Annotated in this window: 14 protein-coding genes; 9 read left to right on the forward strand and 5 right to left on the reverse strand. The window is 72.4% G+C overall.

What is annotated here, in order from left to right:
• Positions 1 to 47: 47 nt before the first annotated feature.
• Positions 48 to 788, reverse strand: a complete 741-nt coding sequence (locus tag ACA511_RS10760) for a TioE family transcriptional regulator (RefSeq protein ID WP_375023959.1) — start codon at positions 786 to 788, stop codon at positions 48 to 50.
• A gap of 29 nt (positions 789 to 817) precedes the next feature.
• Positions 818 to 1,564: a class I SAM-dependent DNA methyltransferase gene (locus ACA511_RS10765; RefSeq protein ID WP_375023960.1), complete on the reverse strand. Its 747-nt coding sequence runs from the start codon at positions 1,562 to 1,564 to the stop codon at positions 818 to 820.
• A 79-nt stretch (positions 1,565 to 1,643) separates the two neighbouring features.
• Between ACA511_RS10765 and ACA511_RS10770 the strand changes: the two genes are divergently transcribed.
• On the forward strand, positions 1,644 to 2,594 hold the full coding sequence (locus ACA511_RS10770; protein WP_375023962.1) for an ArsR/SmtB family transcription factor: 951 nt from the start codon (positions 1,644 to 1,646) through the stop codon (positions 2,592 to 2,594).
• A gap of 122 nt (positions 2,595 to 2,716) precedes the next feature.
• On the opposite strand, the gene ACA511_RS10775 is transcribed toward ACA511_RS10770, so the two are convergent.
• Positions 2,717 to 3,736: a YeiH family protein gene (locus tag ACA511_RS10775; protein WP_375023963.1), complete on the reverse strand. Its 1,020-nt coding sequence runs from the start codon at positions 3,734 to 3,736 to the stop codon at positions 2,717 to 2,719.
• A gap of 71 nt (positions 3,737 to 3,807) precedes the next feature.
• Between ACA511_RS10775 and ACA511_RS10780 the strand changes: the two genes are divergently transcribed.
• Positions 3,808 to 4,731 carry a LysR family transcriptional regulator gene (locus tag ACA511_RS10780; RefSeq protein WP_375023964.1) on the forward strand — a complete coding sequence of 308 codons (924 nt, stop codon included), beginning with the start codon at positions 3,808 to 3,810 and terminating at the stop codon, positions 4,729 to 4,731.
• On the opposite strand, the gene ACA511_RS10785 is transcribed toward ACA511_RS10780, so the two are convergent.
• Positions 4,720 to 5,220, reverse strand: a complete 501-nt coding sequence (locus ACA511_RS10785) for a DUF6624 domain-containing protein (protein WP_375023965.1) — start codon at positions 5,218 to 5,220, stop codon at positions 4,720 to 4,722. The genes ACA511_RS10780 and ACA511_RS10785 overlap by 12 nt on opposite strands.
• Positions 5,221 to 5,333: 113 nt before the next feature.
• Positions 5,334 to 6,935: a class I adenylate-forming enzyme family protein gene (locus tag ACA511_RS10790; RefSeq protein ID WP_375023966.1), complete on the reverse strand. Its 1,602-nt coding sequence runs from the start codon at positions 6,933 to 6,935 to the stop codon at positions 5,334 to 5,336.
• A 246-nt stretch (positions 6,936 to 7,181) separates the two neighbouring features.
• On the opposite strand from ACA511_RS10790, the gene ACA511_RS10795 reads away from it, so the two are divergent.
• The 7 genes from ACA511_RS10795 (at position 7,182) to ACA511_RS10825 (ending at position 15,480) form a co-directional block, all read left to right on the forward strand.
• A complete protein-coding gene (locus ACA511_RS10795; RefSeq protein ID WP_375023967.1) occupies positions 7,182 to 7,943 on the forward strand; it encodes an SDR family NAD(P)-dependent oxidoreductase in 762 nt (253 codons plus the stop codon).
• A gap of 145 nt (positions 7,944 to 8,088) precedes the next feature.
• Positions 8,089 to 9,501, forward strand: coding sequence for a hypothetical protein (locus tag ACA511_RS10800; RefSeq protein ID WP_375023968.1), 1,413 nt, complete (start codon positions 8,089 to 8,091; stop codon positions 9,499 to 9,501).
• Between the two features lie 41 nt (positions 9,502 to 9,542).
• Positions 9,543 to 11,750, forward strand: a complete 2,208-nt coding sequence (locus ACA511_RS10805; protein WP_375023969.1) for an ABC transporter permease — start codon at positions 9,543 to 9,545, stop codon at positions 11,748 to 11,750.
• Positions 11,743 to 12,507, forward strand: a complete 765-nt coding sequence (locus tag ACA511_RS10810; protein ID WP_375023970.1) for an ABC transporter ATP-binding protein — start codon at positions 11,743 to 11,745, stop codon at positions 12,505 to 12,507. Before ACA511_RS10805 ends, ACA511_RS10810 begins: the two co-directional genes overlap by 8 nt.
• Entirely contained in the window at positions 12,500 to 13,249 is a 750-nt protein-coding gene (locus ACA511_RS10815) for an ABC transporter ATP-binding protein (RefSeq protein ID WP_375023971.1), read from the forward strand. The genes ACA511_RS10810 and ACA511_RS10815 overlap by 8 nt, the downstream gene beginning before the upstream one ends.
• Positions 13,250 to 13,255: 6 nt before the next feature.
• Positions 13,256 to 13,606, forward strand: a complete 351-nt coding sequence (locus ACA511_RS10820; RefSeq protein ID WP_375023972.1) for a hypothetical protein — start codon at positions 13,256 to 13,258, stop codon at positions 13,604 to 13,606.
• A gap of 203 nt (positions 13,607 to 13,809) precedes the next feature.
• On the forward strand, positions 13,810 to 15,480 hold the full coding sequence (locus tag ACA511_RS10825; protein ID WP_375023973.1) for an AMP-binding protein: 1,671 nt from the start codon (positions 13,810 to 13,812) through the stop codon (positions 15,478 to 15,480).
• Positions 15,481 to 15,489: the final 9 nt, after the last annotated feature.

Here is a 15,489-nt window from a genome sequence, read left to right on the forward strand (position 1 = left end):
GGTCGCGGCCAGGGCGGTCAGGGGTGCAGGGTCCTCGCCGTCCTGGCCTACCTTCGCGGCCGGTCCGCGGACCCGGGACCTGCTTGATCGAGCAGGGTCAGGTAGTGGTCGACCTGGGCGGCCGCGTGGAACATGGCCAGGCCCTGGGCGGTCAGCTTCCGCTGCCAGTCGTCCAGGGCGCGGGCCAGTTCGCCGGTGCCGCCGGCCGTCCGGACCTGCTGGACGACGGTGGAGATGTGGTCGAGCGGGTAGCCGCCGCGCCTGAGCAGGTGGGCGAGTTCGGCGTCCCGGACGTCGGCCGCGCGGAAGACGCGGTAGCCGGTGGCCGGGTCGCGCGCGGGGGCGAGGATCCCGGCGCCCTCCCAGTTGCGCAGGGTCGCCGGGGTGACGTCGAGATGGTGCGCGAGTTCGCCGATGGTGCGGGCGGCGGCGTCCGCCGAGCGGGCGTCGCCGGTCTCCGCCGTCAGGTGGTCCACCGCACTCCGCACCGAGGCGAGGGTGTCCCGGTCGCGGGCCAGCCGCCCGTGGCCGCGGTCGACGGCCACGAGGACCTCGTCGATCTCGCCGCGGTGGAGCGCGTTCATGATCTGGCCGGCGGTCGCGTGCCCGTACGCGGGGATCAGCGCGAGGTAGGCGCGGAGCGCCGCCGCGTGCGCCTCGGTGTAGATCCGGTAGCCGCTGGGCGCGCGTTCCGCGGCCGGGAGGAACCCGTCCCGCTCGTAGTTGCGGACGGCCTGCGTCGAGATGCCGTGCTCGCGCGCGAGATCAGCGGGTCGCAGGGTCGTCACCATCGGAGACTCTACTGCCGTCGCCCGCCTCAGCCGACCGGCCGCCGCGGTTCGTAGACGCTGACGTGGCGCCCGCTCGCGGCCGTGAACGGCTCGCCCTCCCAGCCGCCCCACCGGTCGCGCAGGCGGAGCCCCGCGACGCGGGCCATCAGGTCGAACTCCGGCGGGTGCGCCAGGCGGAGCCTGATGGGGTCGAAGGCGATGCCGTCCGCGCCGATCCGGACGTGGTTCTTGTCGAGGATCTGCGTCACCGGGTCGTAGCGGCAGATGTCCAGGCCGACGGCGTCGGCGTCGATCCGCTCGGGGTCGACGAACCGGTGGCCGGGACGGGACGGGGCGTCGGGGACGCGGCATTCGAGGACGAACACCCCGTCGCCGGCCAGGTGCCGCGCGGCGTTCTCGAAGCAGCGGACCTGGTCGTCCTGGGTGAGGAGGTTGCCGATCGTGTTGAACACCAGGTACACGAGCCCGTAAACGCGTCCGGCGGAGACGCGGGACATGTCGCCCATGGTCACGTCGATCCTGTCGCCGTCCGGCTTCTCGCGCATCCGGGCGACCATGTCGGGCGACTGCTCGATGCCGTCCACCCGCACGCCGGTCCTCGCCAGGGGCAGGGCGACGCGGCCGGTGCCGATCGCGAACTCCAGTGCGGGGCGGCCGTCCGCGAGGCCGGCGAGGAACGCGACCGTCTGCTCCTCGTCGCCCCGGGTGTCCTCGGCGTCGTAGCGCTCGGACACCTCCTTGCCGAAGCTGGTCCGCGGGTCGAAGCCCTTCATGCGCCCGTCCTTCCGTAGGTGGTGCAGGCAAGTCCACGCCGGGCGGGCGCCGAGGCCAAGAGATGTAGCCTGGCGCTTAATGATCAGCTTCGGGCTCGGCGTCGAGGACCTCGCGGACACGCGGTTCGCCCTGTCGCCGCTGGACGAGACGGTGCTGAGCCTGCGCGTCCTGCGCGAACCCGGGCTGCAGACGCTGCATCTGCCGTGGCGCAGGTCCGCGCTCGCCCGGCTCGACCCGCGCGACGTGCGGCTGCTGACGTCGCTGGTCGGGACGCGGCTGGCCGTCCCGGACTTCCTCGCGCCGCGGCCCGAGGTGTTCGCGCCGGTGTTCGAGGAGCAGCTGTCACTCGTCCGGCGGACGCCTCCGGGACGCGTCCGCCGGGACATGGACGCCGCCCTCGTGCGGAACGCTCCGCCGGACGACGACGCTGCCGCCCGGCTCCGCGATGAGGCGTGCGACGTGCTGCGACGCTACTGGCGGACGGCGCTCGAACCGGTCTGGCCGCAGATGCGGCTGGTGCTGGAGGCCGACATGACCTACCGGGCGCGGCAGCTGGCCGTGGGCGGCGCGCGGCTGCTGTTCGCCGACATGCACCCGAACCTGAGGTGGCGGGACGGCGTGCTCTACATCGACAAGATGATCGGGCACCACCACGTGCCCGCGTCCGGGCGCGGGCTGCTGCTCATGCCGGCGGTGTTCGCGCACAAGCCCGCGCCGCCCGTCCACCCGGACGAGCCGCCCAGCCTGTCCTATCCCAGCCGCGGCGTGGCCACCCTGTGGACGCCGCCGCCGGCCCCGGACACCACCGCCCTGACGTCGCTGCTCGGCGCGCGCCGCGCCGCGCTGATCGACGTCCTCGGCGAACCGCTGCCGACGGTGGAACTCGCCCGCCGCCTGAACGTGACGCCCAGCGCCGTCTCCCAGCACCTGCGGGTGCTGCACGCGGCGGGCCTGCTCACCCGGGCGCGCGACGGACGGCACGTCCTGTACCGCCGCAGCCCCCTCGGCGACCGGCTCCTCCGGGGCTGAGGACGGAACGCCGAGCCCCGCACCGTCCGCCGGCGACAACCCGACCCTCGACGGCGCAGGCCGGGGCACCCGCACCTGGGAGGAGTTCCTGGACCGGCTGCCCGGACGGGCCGGGGAACTCGTCACCGGTGCCCCAGCACGCTGAGGGCGGCGAGGGAGACGGCGCCGACCAGCACGGTCGACAGGAGGCCGAGGAGGAGTCCGCGCCGTCCCGTCCGCAGCAGCGCCCCCACCCGGACGGACGTGCCCAGCCCGAACATCGCCGCCGCCAGCAGCACCGTCGAGAGCTGCTTCGCGCCGTCCACCACCGGGCCGGGCACGACGCCCGCGCTGCGCAGCAGCAGCATCACCAGGAAGCCGGCGACGAACAGCGGGACGACCGGCGGGCGCTTCCCGCCGGCGTCCCCGCCGGCCCTGCGTTCGAGGACGCCCATCCCGGCCACCATGGGCGCCAGCAGCACCACGCGGGTCAGCTTCACGACCACGGCGGTGCCGACGGCCGCCGCGCCCGCGGGGGACGCGGCCGCCACCACCTGCGCGACCTCGTGGACGCTCAGCCCCGCCCACATGCCGACCGTCTCCGGCTCCAGCCCCAGCACGCGGGTGCCGAGGAACGGGACGACGGCGATGGCGGCGCTCCCGTAGACCGTCACCAGCGTGACCGCCGTGGCGACGTCCTCCTTCCGGCTGCGGGCGACGCTGTCCATGGCCACGATCGCCGAGGCCCCGCAGATCGAGAACCCGGTGGCGACCATCAGCCCGAGGCCGCCGGGCACGCCGGTCAGCCGTGCCAGCGCGAGCGTCCCGGTGAACGCGAGCGCGACGGTGACCACGACCACCGCGAGCATGCCGGGTCCGAGCCGCAGCACCTCGGTCAGGCTGAGCTGGAGCCCGAGGACGACCACGCCGGCCCGCAGGAAGGCGCGGGTCGCCCAGCGCAGGCCGTCCGACAGCACCGCGGGCAGCGCGCCGCCGATCAGCACGCCGGCGAGCACCGCGACGGTCAGCGCGCTCAGCGCCGGGACGAGCAGGTTGACGGCCAGCGCCACGCCCGCGCCGCCCGCCGCCACCGCGGCGCCGGGAGCCGTCCGCGCCCACCGCGGCCTCGCCCGGTCCCGGCGGACGGCCTCCAGAGTGCTCATGCCTGCGAGACTGCCGTCCGCCCCGCGGTCCCGGTACCGGGCATTCCGGCCTCACGTCATAGCCTGAGGGCATGACAGCCGAGCCCGACGTCGAGTCGCTGCGGCTGCTGGTCCTGGTCGCCGAGCGGGGCAGCCTGACGGCCGCCGCCGGGGAGCTGCGGATCAGCCAGCCGTCCGCGAGCAAGCGGCTGTCCCGGCTGGAACGCCGGCTCGGGGTCCGCCTCGTCGACCGGACCCGCCGCGGCTCGTCCCTCACCCCCGCCGGGACGCTGGTGACCGGCTGGGCGCAGCGCGTCCTGGACGCCCTGGCCGCGCTCGCGGACGGCGTCGAGGCGCTGCGCCGCGAGCACACCGGCAACCTCACCGTCGCCGCCAGCCTCACCATCGCCGAGCACCTGCTGCCCGCCTGGATCGGGGAGCTGCGCCGCGCCGACCCCGACCTGCACGTGGGCATGCAGGTGACGAACTCGGCGCACGTGTGCGAGCTGGCGCGGCAGGGCGAGGTCGACATCGGCTTCATCGAGTCGCCGGGCCGCCCGGCGGGGCTGCGGTCCCGGACCGTCGCGCGGGACCGGCTCGTCCTCGTCGCGCCGCCCGGCCACCGCTGGGCGCGCCGGGGCCGCCCCGTCCCGCCCGCCGAGGTCGCCGGCACGCCCCTGATCAGCCGGGAGGAGGGCTCGGGCACCCGGCAGGCGGCCCGGCACGCGATGGCCGCCCACGGCGTGGACCTCGTCCCGCCGCTGCTGGAGCTCGGCTCCAGCACGGCCGTGCGGAACGCGGTCGTCGCCGGGGCGGGGCCCGCGCTGATCAGCGACCTCGTCGTGGCCGCCGACCTGGCCTCCGGCGCCCTCGCCGCGGTGCCGATCGAGGGCGTGACGCTGGAGCGCTCCCTGCGCGCCGTCTGGCGGACCGGCACCACCCCGTCGGGCCCGGCCGCCGCCCTCCTCGCCCACGCCCGCCGCCCGTCCCCGGCGGCCGCCGGGTCAGGTGGCTAGGCGGCGCATCTCGGCGTCGTACTCGGCCATCGGCTGGAGGCCCGCGGCGGCGCGGCGTTCATCGAGGCTCTCAGGGGCCTCGATGGGCAGTGGGCCGAAGACCGTCCCGGTCATCCCGTACTGGGTGCCGTAGATCTGCGGGCGCCCGTCGTTGACGCGCACACGATCCTCCAGGTAGGCGAGGTCCTTGCGCGCGGCGTCTCCGCGCCCGACCGCGTCCCGCATCGCCTCAAGGAACATGCGCTGGACGCCCGGCTTCCGGTCGGCGTGCTGGGCGAGCAGCCATGCCGCGTGCGCGCCGTCCGCGCCGGCCGCCGCGATGCCGGGCCATCCGTCCCGCCGGACGAGGCGCGCGAGCCACATCGTGTTGCGCCGGTCGGTCCAGAGACCGCGCAGCCCCTGCCAGATCGTGACCCGTCCCGTCGCCGGAGCGGCCTCCCTGACCCGCTGGTCCCGCTCGGCCCGCCTCAGTAACTCGTCTCTCGGCACCCCATCAGTCTCTCCAGCCGGCGGGGTTCGAGAAAGACTCCTACGCTCTTCGTCCACGGCTGGCTCCCGCCTCGTCGCCCGGTACCGGGCGAACACCCGGACCGCCGCGGGAGTCAGGACACCGTGTCCTCGACCTGCTTGCGCAGGACCTTCCCGGTCGCGTTGCGGGGCAGCGGGTCGGACGTGAGGTGCCAGCGCGACGGGACCTTGAAGTAGGCGACGCGCTCCTTCGTGAACGCGGTCAGCTCCTCCGCCGTGGGCGGGTCGCCGGCGAAGACGACGACCGCCGTGACCTCCTGCCCGAGGTCCGGGTGCGGGACGCCGATGACGATGCACTCGGACACGCCCGGGTACTCGGCGAGGACGTTCTCGATCTCGGTCGGGTAGACGTTCTCGCCGCCGCGGATGATCAGGTCGGAGCGGCGGGTGGTGAGCCGCAGCCGGCCGTCCTCGATCCTGCCGAAGTCACCGGTGTGCAGCCAGCGGTCGGCGTCGACGGCGGCGGCGGTGGCCGCCGGGTCCCGCCAGTAGCCGATCATGTTGTAGGCGCTGCGGGCGCACACCTCGCCCTCCGCGCCGTCCGGGACCCGCTCGCCCTCGGCGTCGCGGATCTCCATCTGGACGCCGAGGTTCGGTGCGCCGAGCGTCCCCGGCGCCTCGGCGAGGTCCATGGGCGTGGCGAGGGAGATCGCGGTGCACGACTCGGTGAGCCCGTAGCTGTCGACCAGGGCGCCGCGCGCAGGCGGGAACACCGACTGGAGCCGCTCCTTGAACGCGGGCGAGGACGGCGCGGAGGCCAGCGCGAACGCGGTGAGCGACGACAGGTCGTACTTCGACAGGTCGCCGTGCTCCATCAGGCGGTGCGCCATCGTGGGGACGGCGCCCCAGTTGGTGATCTTCTCCTTCTCGACCAGGGTCAGCACCTTGTCCACGTCGAAGCCGCCCGTGTGCAGGACCACGGCGGTGCCGGTGGCGAGCCGCGGGACGGCCAGGTTGTGCAGCGACGCGATGTGGAACAGCGGCAGCACCAGCAGGTAGCGGCGGGACGAGGCGTCGATGCCGAACGCGCCCATCATGGCGTCGTTGTACCGGTGGTACTCGATCACCGAGGTCAGGTTGCGGTGCGAGTGGACGGCGCCCTTCGGGCGGCCCGACGTCCCGCTCGTGTAGAGGATGACCGCCGGGTCGTCCTCGGCGACGTCCGGGATGTCCAGCTCGGCGCCGGGGTAGCGCGCCATCAGCGACGGGACGTCCTTCTCGATCGTCAGCACGTCCTCGGAGATCAGCGCGGCCCGCTTCTCGTCCGCGATCACGATCTTCGGGTCGGTGTGGCCGAGCGCGTACTCGACCTCTCCCGGCGCCCACCAGGCGTTGTAGCCGACCGCGACCGCGCCGGCGGCGATCGCCGCCCAGAACGACACGATCCACTCGGGGGAGTTCGCCGCGTTGATCGCGATGCGGTCGCCGGGCCGGACGCCGAGGTCGTCGCGCAGCGCCTTCGCCATCGACGCGACGGCGGCGGCGTGCTCGGCGAACGTGATCCGGCGGGACGCGGTGACGAGGTAGTCGCGGTCGCCGTAACGCGCCGAATCGGCGAGCACCTGCCCGAGACTGCGGGCGCGGTTGGCGAACACGGGCACGCGTGCCCCGAGCACGTCCTCCTCGCGCAGCTCGAACTCGCCGCCGGGACCGGTCAGCTTCGCGATGATCTCCATCGGACCCCTTCTCCTCGCCGGGAGGCCCATTCTCGGCCGCGCCACCCGGGCTCCACCAGGGCATTCCGCTCAGCGGGACGGGAACGGCCGCCGCTCACCGAAGTCGTTCCCGCTGAGTGGGACTCGACGTTTTGCGTGCCCCGCGTCACATCACCATGACCCCACCAGGACTGAGCAGACCGGACTGACCAGGCATGACCTGACAGTACGGGCTGGGCGCGCAAGCAGTACTGAGTGGGAGAACCAATGGCAAGCCTCAGCGACAAGGTCGCGATCGTCACCGGAGCAGGGCAGGGCGTCGGGCAGGGCATCGCGCTCGCCCTGGCGTCCGAGGGCGCGGCGATCGCCGTGCTCGGCCGCACCGCGGCCAAACTCGACGCGACCTGCGAGCTGATCCGTGAACGCGGCGCGCGGGCCGAGCCGTTCGCGTGCGACGTCGCGGACACCGCGGCGATCCCGGACGCGGTGGCGCGGATCGCCGAGACGTTCGGCGGCATCGACGTCCTCGTCAACAACGCCTACTCGGGCTCCTACGGCCCGCTGCTGGAGATGACCGACGCCAAGTTCCAGAAGGGGTTCGTCACCGGCCCGTTCGCGGCGTTCGCGTTCATGAAGGCGTGCCACCCGCACATGAAGGCGCGCGGCGGCGGCAGCATCGTCAACCTGGTCACGTCCGCCATGGTCCGCTGGGACCCGGCGACGTACGGCGCCTACGCGGCCGCCAAGCAGGCCCTCCGGTCACTGACCCGGACGGCCGCGGCCGAATGGGGACCGGACGGCATCCGCGCCAACAACATCGCCCCGCACGCCCTGTCGCCGGGGCTGAAGTGGTGGGCGGAGAACAACCCCGAGGCGGCCGAGGAGTTCCGCAGGACGATCCCGCTCGGCTACATCGGCGACTGCGAGGACGACATCGGCAAGGCCGTCGTCGCGCTCGTCCAGCCGGCGATGCGCTACCTCACCGGAGCGACGATCCCGCTGGACGGCGGCCAGGCCAACTTCGGCTGACGGCCACCGGCCCGGACCGACCCGCACCATCCCAGTACCGGCGTGCCAGAGGGGCGCCGGTGAGTGACCCACACCCCAGAACTCGTCCCCCGCCTGCCCGAATCACCACTTGCCGCTCCGGCGGCCGGTGAAAGGAGTACGACCTATGAAGGTCGACAAGATCGGACGCCTCGCAGCGGGCGTCCTCGCGGTCGCGCTCGTGACCGCGTCCTGTTCCAGCGAGCGTTCGGGCACGGACGGCGTGTCGGAGGGCACCGGCTCGGACGGCGGCTCCGCCGCGGCGAGCAAGTCCTTCGGGACGCTCGCGTCCCCGTGCGGCGCCGGCGACGCCAAGGGCAAGACCGACCAGGGCGTCACCGACGACGCGATCTCCATCGGCTTCGGCGACGACCGCGGCTTCACCTCCGCGCCGGGCCTGTCCAAGGAGATGGGCGACGCCGTCGCCGCGATGATCGACTGGTGCAACCAGCAGGGCGGCATCAACGGGCGCAAGATCAAGGGCAACCAGTACGACGCCGCCTACATGCAGTCCGCGAAGGTGGTGCAGGAGTCCTGCAAGCAGGACTTCATGCTCGTCGGGCAGGGCTTCGCGATGGACGAGGCCGCCGAGCAGTACCGGGTGGGCTGCAAGCTGCCGACGGTCGCCGGGTTCACCGTCGGCCCGAACGCCGCGATGGGCCCGATGAAGTACGAGTCCGTCCCGTACCCGGTGGACATGATGAACATCGGGGGGCTCCGCCTCGCGGAGAAGCTGTTCCCCGACTTCAAGGACAAGACCGACCTCTTGCTGTCGACGTCCCCGGCCGTCAGCACCGGCACCGGCAAGATCGCCGGCGCCATGAAGGAGATCGGCGTCAAGCCGCTGGAGTGCGGCGTCCGGCTGAACGACAAGGGCGAGAGCAGCTACATGCCCTTCGCCGAGAAGATCAAGAAGTGCCAGGCGGGCTACCTGTGGTCGTCCGACTCGCCCGACCCGGGCCAGTTCAGCCTGCTGGAGTCGATCGAGCGGGCCGGCGCCAAGCCGAAGTACGTGTTCGAGGCGACCTGGTACAGCACGATGGTGTCCAAGTGGAACACCTCGGGCGCGGGTGACAACCTGCACATCGGCATGATCTTCCAGCCGCTGGAGAACGCCGAGAAGGTCCCGGCGGTCAAGCAGTACGTGGACCTCGTCAACGGCAAGCAGGGCAAGGTCGCGCTGCTCGGCATGCAGGCCACGTCGTCCTTCCTGCTGTGGGCGCAGTCGGCGCAGAAGTGCGGCTCGGACCTGACCCGGCAGTGCGTGATCAACGAGCTGTCCAAGGTGCACGAGTGGACGGGCGGCGGCCTGCACGCGCCGACCGACCCGGGCAACAACAAGCCCGCGTCCTGCTCGCTGATGGTGAAGCTCGACAAGACCAAGTACGAGCAGATCCTGCCGAAGAACGTCGGCGAGTTCGAGTGCGGTCCCGAGTTCGTCGTCAAGACCGACCCGAAGGCCTCGGGCGTGCAGCTGAACGGCGACCGGATCTCGACGAAGTTCCTGACCGACGACGTCATCAAGCCCCAGTCCTCCTGATCCGACCCCGCCGGAGGCGGTGACCACATGGCGGTGAGCAAGTGACGACGTTCCTGACGTACACGATCCTGGGGCTGGTCCTCGGCTCGGTGTACTCGATCGCGGCCTCCGGGCTCGTACTGACGTACAACACCTCGGGCATCTTCAACTTCGCCCACGGCGCGCAGGCGATGTTCGGCACGTTCCTGTACTGGCACTTCACCGAGCGGTGGGGCTGGCCGGTGTGGCTCGCGCTGATCGTCGTGATCGGGGTGGTCGGTCCAGCGATGGGCGCCGCGCTGCACGCCGCGATCATGAAGGGGCTGCGCGGCACCGCCGACGTCACGAAGATCATCGTGACGGTGGCGGTGCTGCTCGGCACCGTGTACCTGGCCCAGTGGGTCTGGAACCCGGACGAGGCCCACACCGTGGACATGTTCTTCGGCGCGGGCGCGAAGATCACGCTGGCCGGCGTGGTGATCCGGTACCACGAGATCGTCTGCCTGGTCGCCGCCGTCGCGATCGCCGTCGGGCTGCGGGTGCTGTTCACCCGCAGCCGGGCGGGCGTGGTGATGCGCGGCTCGGTCGACGACCCCGACCTGCTGCGCCTGAACGGCCACGACCCCGAGCGCGCCGCGATGCTGTCGTGGGCGCTCGGCTCCACCCTCGCCGTCCTCGCCGGGGTGCTGATCGTGCCCATCAGCGGCGGCGGCCTGGACGCGAACATGCTGACCCTGCTGGTGATCGACGCGTTCGCGGCGGCGATGTTCGGCCGGCTGCGCAGCATCCCCCGCACGTTCGTCGGGGCGATGGTGCTCGGCCTGGCCGCCAACTACGTGCTCGCCTACCTGCCGTCGGCGGGCACGTTCACCGGCAACCTGCGCGTCTCGCTGCCGATGATCCTGCTGTTCGTGGTGCTGGTGGTGCTGCCCCAGGACCGGCTGCGCGGCGCCGCGATCCGGACCCGCGAGCGGTACCGGGTGCCGACCGTCCGGTCCGCGGCCGTGTGGGGCCTCGTGCTCGTCGCGGTCGTGTACCTCTACAGCCTGCTGCTGTCGGACGGCGCCATCACGACGTTCTCGCTCGGCATGACGTTCGCGATCATCGCGCTGTCGCTGACCGTCCTCACCGGCTACGCGGGCGAGCTGAACCTCGCGCCGCTGGCGTTCGGGGCGGTCGCGACGGTCGTGGCGTTCCACGCCGGAGTGGAGGGCAGCGGCCTGGCCGCGCGGATGAACATCCAGGGCGTGCTGCTGGCCGTCGCGGCGGCGGCGCTCGTCGGCGGGCTCGTCGCGCTGCCGGCGCTGCGGCTCCGCGGCCTCTACCTGGCCCTCGCCACGATGGCGTTCGGCGAGTTCCTGTCCAACATGGTGCTGCGCGACACCACCGAGCACGAGCTGTTCGGGATGAAGTTCACCCTGTTCCCGGACGGGTCGCTCGTCGTTCCGCCGCTGAAGGTCGGCCCGCTCGACCTGCGGAACGGCACGACGTCGCTGATGACGGCCACCGTGCTGTTCGCGCTGATCGCCGTCGGGCTCGCCGCCCTGCGGGGCAGCGGGTACGGGCGGCGGCTCGCCGCGATGAAGGACAGCCCGGCGGCGTCGGCGATGCTCGGCCAGAACCTCGTCCGGCTGAAGCTGAGCGTCTTCATGATCTCCGCGGCGATCGCGGGGCTCGGCGGCGTGCTCATGTCGTCGGCGACCGGCACCGTCGCGCAGGACAACTTCACCTTCATCGGCAGCCTCGCGCTGCTGATGCTCGTCGTGGTCGCCGGCATCGGCTACCTCAGCGGCGCGCTGGTCGGCGGGCTGATGGCGGGCGTCGGCTCGGCCGTCCTGGTGTCGACGTTCAGCGACCTGGCCCTGGAGAACGAGGGCATGGCCACGATCTACAAGGCGCTCGGCCACCTCGTCCTCGTCGGGACGGCGCTGGTCGGGATGGGCGTCGGCCGGAACCCGAGCGGGTTCGTCCACGACGTCATCGAGGGCTACCGGGCGATGCGGGAGGCCAGGCCCGTCCTCTACGGGGCAGGCGCGCTGGGCGTCGTCCTCTACGTGCTCGCGCTGACCGGCGTGATCGGGACGTGGACGTTCGCGCTCGTCGCCCTGTGCGTCGTCTTCCTGCTGCCCGTCATCGGCCGCATGTACCTGGAGGAGGGCCGCACCCGTCCGACGCCGCTGGAACTCATCGGCGTGGACGAGCCCTACACCGAGGAACTGCGCGCCCGCCTCGACCGCGAACTCGGCCTGAAGGGAGGGGCCCGTGCCTGAGACGCCCTCACCGCTCGAAACGGCGCTGCTCGAAACGAGAGGCATCACCGTCCGGTTCGGCGGCAACACCGCCGTCGACGACGTCGGCCTCACCATGCGCGAGGGGCAGATCACCGGGCTGATCGGCCCGAACGGCGCCGGCAAGACGACGATGTTCAACACCATCACCGGCCTGCAGAAGCCGGCGTCGGGCCAGGTGCTCCTGGACGGGGACGACATCACCAAGCTGTCCCCGGCCAAGCGCGCGCGGCGCGGGATGGCGCGGACGTTCCAGCGCCTGGAGCTGTTCCTGTCGCTGTCGGTCCGCGACAACGTCCGCGTCGCCGGCGACATCCTGCGCAGCAACACCCGCAAGCGCTTCGACCTGGACGAGCAGACCGACAAGATCCTCGAACGGACCGGGCTCACCGACATCGCCGACCGCGATGTGTCCGACATCCCGATCGGACGGGCCCGCGTCGTGGAGGTGGCGCGCGCGCTGATGACCTCACCGCGCGTCCTGCTGCTGGACGAGCCCGCGTCCGGCCAGACCGAGCGCGAGACGGACGCGTTCGCGGGGATGCTCGCCGTCCTCGCCGCCGAGGGCCTCGCGATCTGCCTCGTCGAGCACGACCTGCCGCTCGTCATGAAGCTGTGCTCGACCATCCACGTCCTCGACTACGGCGCGCTCATCGCGTCCGGCACCCCGGCGGAGATCAAGGAGTCTCCCGAGGTCATCGCCGCCTACATCGGCACGGAGGAGGCATCGCATGGCTGAGGTGATCCCGGAGCCGCGCGCCGCCGACGGCGCGGGGGCCGGCGCCGAGCCGCTGCTCGAACTGGTGGACGTCCGCGCCGGCTACGGCGCGATCGAGGTGCTGCACGGCGTCGACCTGGCGCTGAAGCCGGGCTCGCTGCTGGCGCTGCTCGGCCCGAACGGCGGCGGGAAGTCGACGACGATGCGCGTGTGCGCGGGCCTGCACCCGCCGACCGGCGGGGAACTGCGGTACGCCGGGCGCAAGGTCAACGGCATCTCCGCGCAGGACGCGGCCCGCCTCGGCGTCTGCTCGATCCCCGAGGGACGCGGGATCTTCCCCAACCTGACGGTGCGGGAGAACCTGTGGGCCGCCACCGGGACCGGCGCGAGCCTGGCGGACCTGGAGGAGAAGGCGTACGCCCGCTTCCCCCGCCTCGGGGAGCGCCGCCACCAGCTCGCCGGATCCATGTCCGGCGGCGAGCAGCAGATGCTCGCGCTGTCGCGCGCGCTCGGCACCGATCCGGCGGTGCTGCTGCTCGACGAGCTGTCCATGGGCCTCGCGCCCATGATCGTCACCAAGATGTACGAGACGGTCGCCGAGCTGGTCGAGGGCGGCCTGTCGGTGCTGGTCGCGGAGCAGTTCGCCCGCGCCGTCCTGCCGATCGCCGACACCGCCGCGCTGATGCTGCACGGGCGCGTGGTGGCGGCCGGCCCGCCCGAAGAGATCGAAGACCGGCTGTCCAGCGACTACCTGGGAGGTTGACCCCAAATGCTCACCGAGGAACGACGCCAGCAGTTCAAGGACGATGTGGCGGGCCAGAAGCTGAAGACCGACCAGTCCCGCTTCGACGGCGTCCTCCGCATCGCCGGCGCCGTCGCGATGGTGGCCGGCGTCGTGGGCGTGTTCATCGCCTACAACGTCTCGCTGACCAAGGACGACATGCGCGACGTCGGCTCGCTCCAGACCCTCGCCCTCGGCTTCCTGGCCGTGACCGTCCTGGGCGCGGCCCTCTACCTGGCCGCTGCGGTGACGCGAGTGCTGCGCCTGTGGCTCCTACGCCAGCTAGTAGAGCAGCAGTCCCAGTCCGACCAGATCGCCGAGGCCCTGAAGTCCCGTTGACCTGCGGCGTGTTGGTGTTATCCGACGCCTCATAACAACAACACGCCGCAAGTCGACGGTCGTAGCTCCCGGTCAGCGGGATGTCCGGAGTGCCCGGACATCCCGCTGATTAACGTTTGGGCCTGATGGAGGACTCTGAATGAACTACCTGAATCCCTGTGCGCACTGCGTCCTGTCCACCGAGACGGCCCGGGGTAGTGCTAGTGCGTGACGAGACGATCGCGGCGATGCTCCTGGACCGGGTGGGCGACACCCGGCACGGCCTGCGCAGCCGCGAACGGACCTGGACGTGGGACGAGGTCGTCCGGGAGAGCGCGGCACGCGCCTCGCTCGCCCGCGAGCTGCACCGCGGGGAGCGGGGCCCGGAGGGGCCGTTCCACATCGGCGTGCTGCTGGAGAACGTCCCCGAGTACGTCCTGTGGCTGGGCGCGGCGGCGCTGGGCGGCGCGACGGTCGTCGGCATCAACTCGACCCGGACCGGCGCCTACCTGGAGCAGGAGGTCCGGCACACCGACCTCCGGCTCCTCGTCACCGACCAGGCCGGGCTGAAGCTCCTGGACGGCCTCGACATCGGCGTCCCCCGCGACCGCTTCGTCCTCATCGACGACGACGGCTACGCGGCGCGCGTCGCGGCCCACGCCTGCGAGCCCGCCGCCGACGCGTCCGTCACCCCCGAGACGCAGCTGCTGCTGCTGTTCACGTCCGGGACGACCGGCGCGTCCAAGGCGGCCCGGTGCTCGCAGGGCCGCCTCGCCGAGCTGGGCCGCGACAACAGCGCCAAGTACGACATCAAGCGCGACGACATCAGCTACTGCTCGATGCCGCTGTTCCACGGCAACGCGCTGATGGCGCTGTGGGCGCCGTCGCTCGCGGCCGGCGCGACGGTCGTGCTGGCGCCGAAGTTCTCCGCGTCGGGGTTCCTGCCGGACGTCCGGTTCTACGGCGCGACGTTCTTCAACTACGTCGGCAAGGCGATCGGCTACGTCCTCGCCACGCCGGAGCGGCCCGACGACGGCGACAACACGCTCACGCACGGGTTCGGCACGGAGGCGTCCCCCGAGGACAAGGCCGAGTTCCTGCGCCGGTTCGGCGCGCGGCTCGTCGAGGGCTACGGCTCCAGCGAGAGCGCCGGCATGATCAAGCGGGACCCGGCCACGCCGCCGACCGCGTTCGGCCGCCCCGCCCACGACGGCGTCCGCATCGTGAACCCCGAGACGCGCGAGACCTGCGCCCGCGCCGTCCTGGACGAGCACGGCCGCGTCACCAACGCCGAGGCCGCCGTCGGCGAGATCGTCGACGTGCACGGCGCCGCCAAGTTCGAGGGCTACTACAAGAACCCCGAGGCGGACGCCGAGCGCGTCCGGCACGGCTGGTACTGGACGGGCGACCTCGGCTACGTCGACGGCGACGGGTTCCTGTACTTCGGCGGGCGGTCCGGCGACTGGATCCGGGTCGACTCGGAGAACATCTCCGCGCTGCTCACCCAGAACGTCGTCCGCCGCCACCCGAGGATCGTGGACGCGGTCGCGTTCGGCGTCCCCGACCCGCGCTCCGGCGACCAGGTGATGGCCGCGATCGAGATCCCCGAGGGCGTCGCGTTCGAGGACCTGGACTTCGCGGCGTTCCTCGCCGCGCAGGACGACCTCGGCACCAAGGGCGCCCCGCGGTTCGTGCGCGTCTCGCACGCGCTGCCGACGACCGGTTCGGGCAAGCTGAAGAAGAAGGAGCTCCAGCTCGACGGCTGGCGCACCGACGACCCCGTGTTCCGGTGGGCGGGCAGGGGCGCGCCCGAGTACGTCCCGATGACCGAGGCGGACAAGGCGGCGCTGCGGGACGAGTTCACCGCCGCCGGCCGCCGCCGTTTCCTCCCGTGAGCTGAGAAA

The organism is Actinomadura sp. GTD37 (genome assembly GCF_041951365.1).
GTDB lineage: Bacteria > Actinomycetota > Actinomycetes > Streptosporangiales > Streptosporangiaceae > Spirillospora.

Excerpts from the sequence above, each read along its gene's own strand:
- ACA511_RS10815 (WP_375023971.1), top strand. The coding sequence starts at position 12,500 with ATGGCTGAGGTGATCCCGGAGCCGCGCGCCGCCGACGGCGCGGGGGCC.
- ACA511_RS10775 (WP_375023963.1), bottom strand. The coding sequence starts at position 3,736 with ATGAGCACTCTGGAGGCCGTCCGCCGGGACCGGGCGAGGCCGCGGTGG.
- ACA511_RS10780 (WP_375023964.1), top strand. The coding sequence starts at position 3,808 with ATGACAGCCGAGCCCGACGTCGAGTCGCTGCGGCTGCTGGTCCTGGTC.
- ACA511_RS10800 (WP_375023968.1), top strand. The coding sequence starts at position 8,089 with ATGAAGGTCGACAAGATCGGACGCCTCGCAGCGGGCGTCCTCGCGGTC.
- ACA511_RS10790 (WP_375023966.1), bottom strand. The coding sequence starts at position 6,935 with ATGGAGATCATCGCGAAGCTGACCGGTCCCGGCGGCGAGTTCGAGCTG.
- ACA511_RS10795 (WP_375023967.1), top strand. The coding sequence starts at position 7,182 with ATGGCAAGCCTCAGCGACAAGGTCGCGATCGTCACCGGAGCAGGGCAG.
- ACA511_RS10765 (WP_375023960.1), bottom strand. The coding sequence starts at position 1,564 with ATGAAGGGCTTCGACCCGCGGACCAGCTTCGGCAAGGAGGTGTCCGAG.
- ACA511_RS10820 (WP_375023972.1), top strand. The coding sequence starts at position 13,256 with ATGCTCACCGAGGAACGACGCCAGCAGTTCAAGGACGATGTGGCGGGC.
- ACA511_RS10770 (WP_375023962.1), top strand. The coding sequence starts at position 1,644 with ATGATCAGCTTCGGGCTCGGCGTCGAGGACCTCGCGGACACGCGGTTC.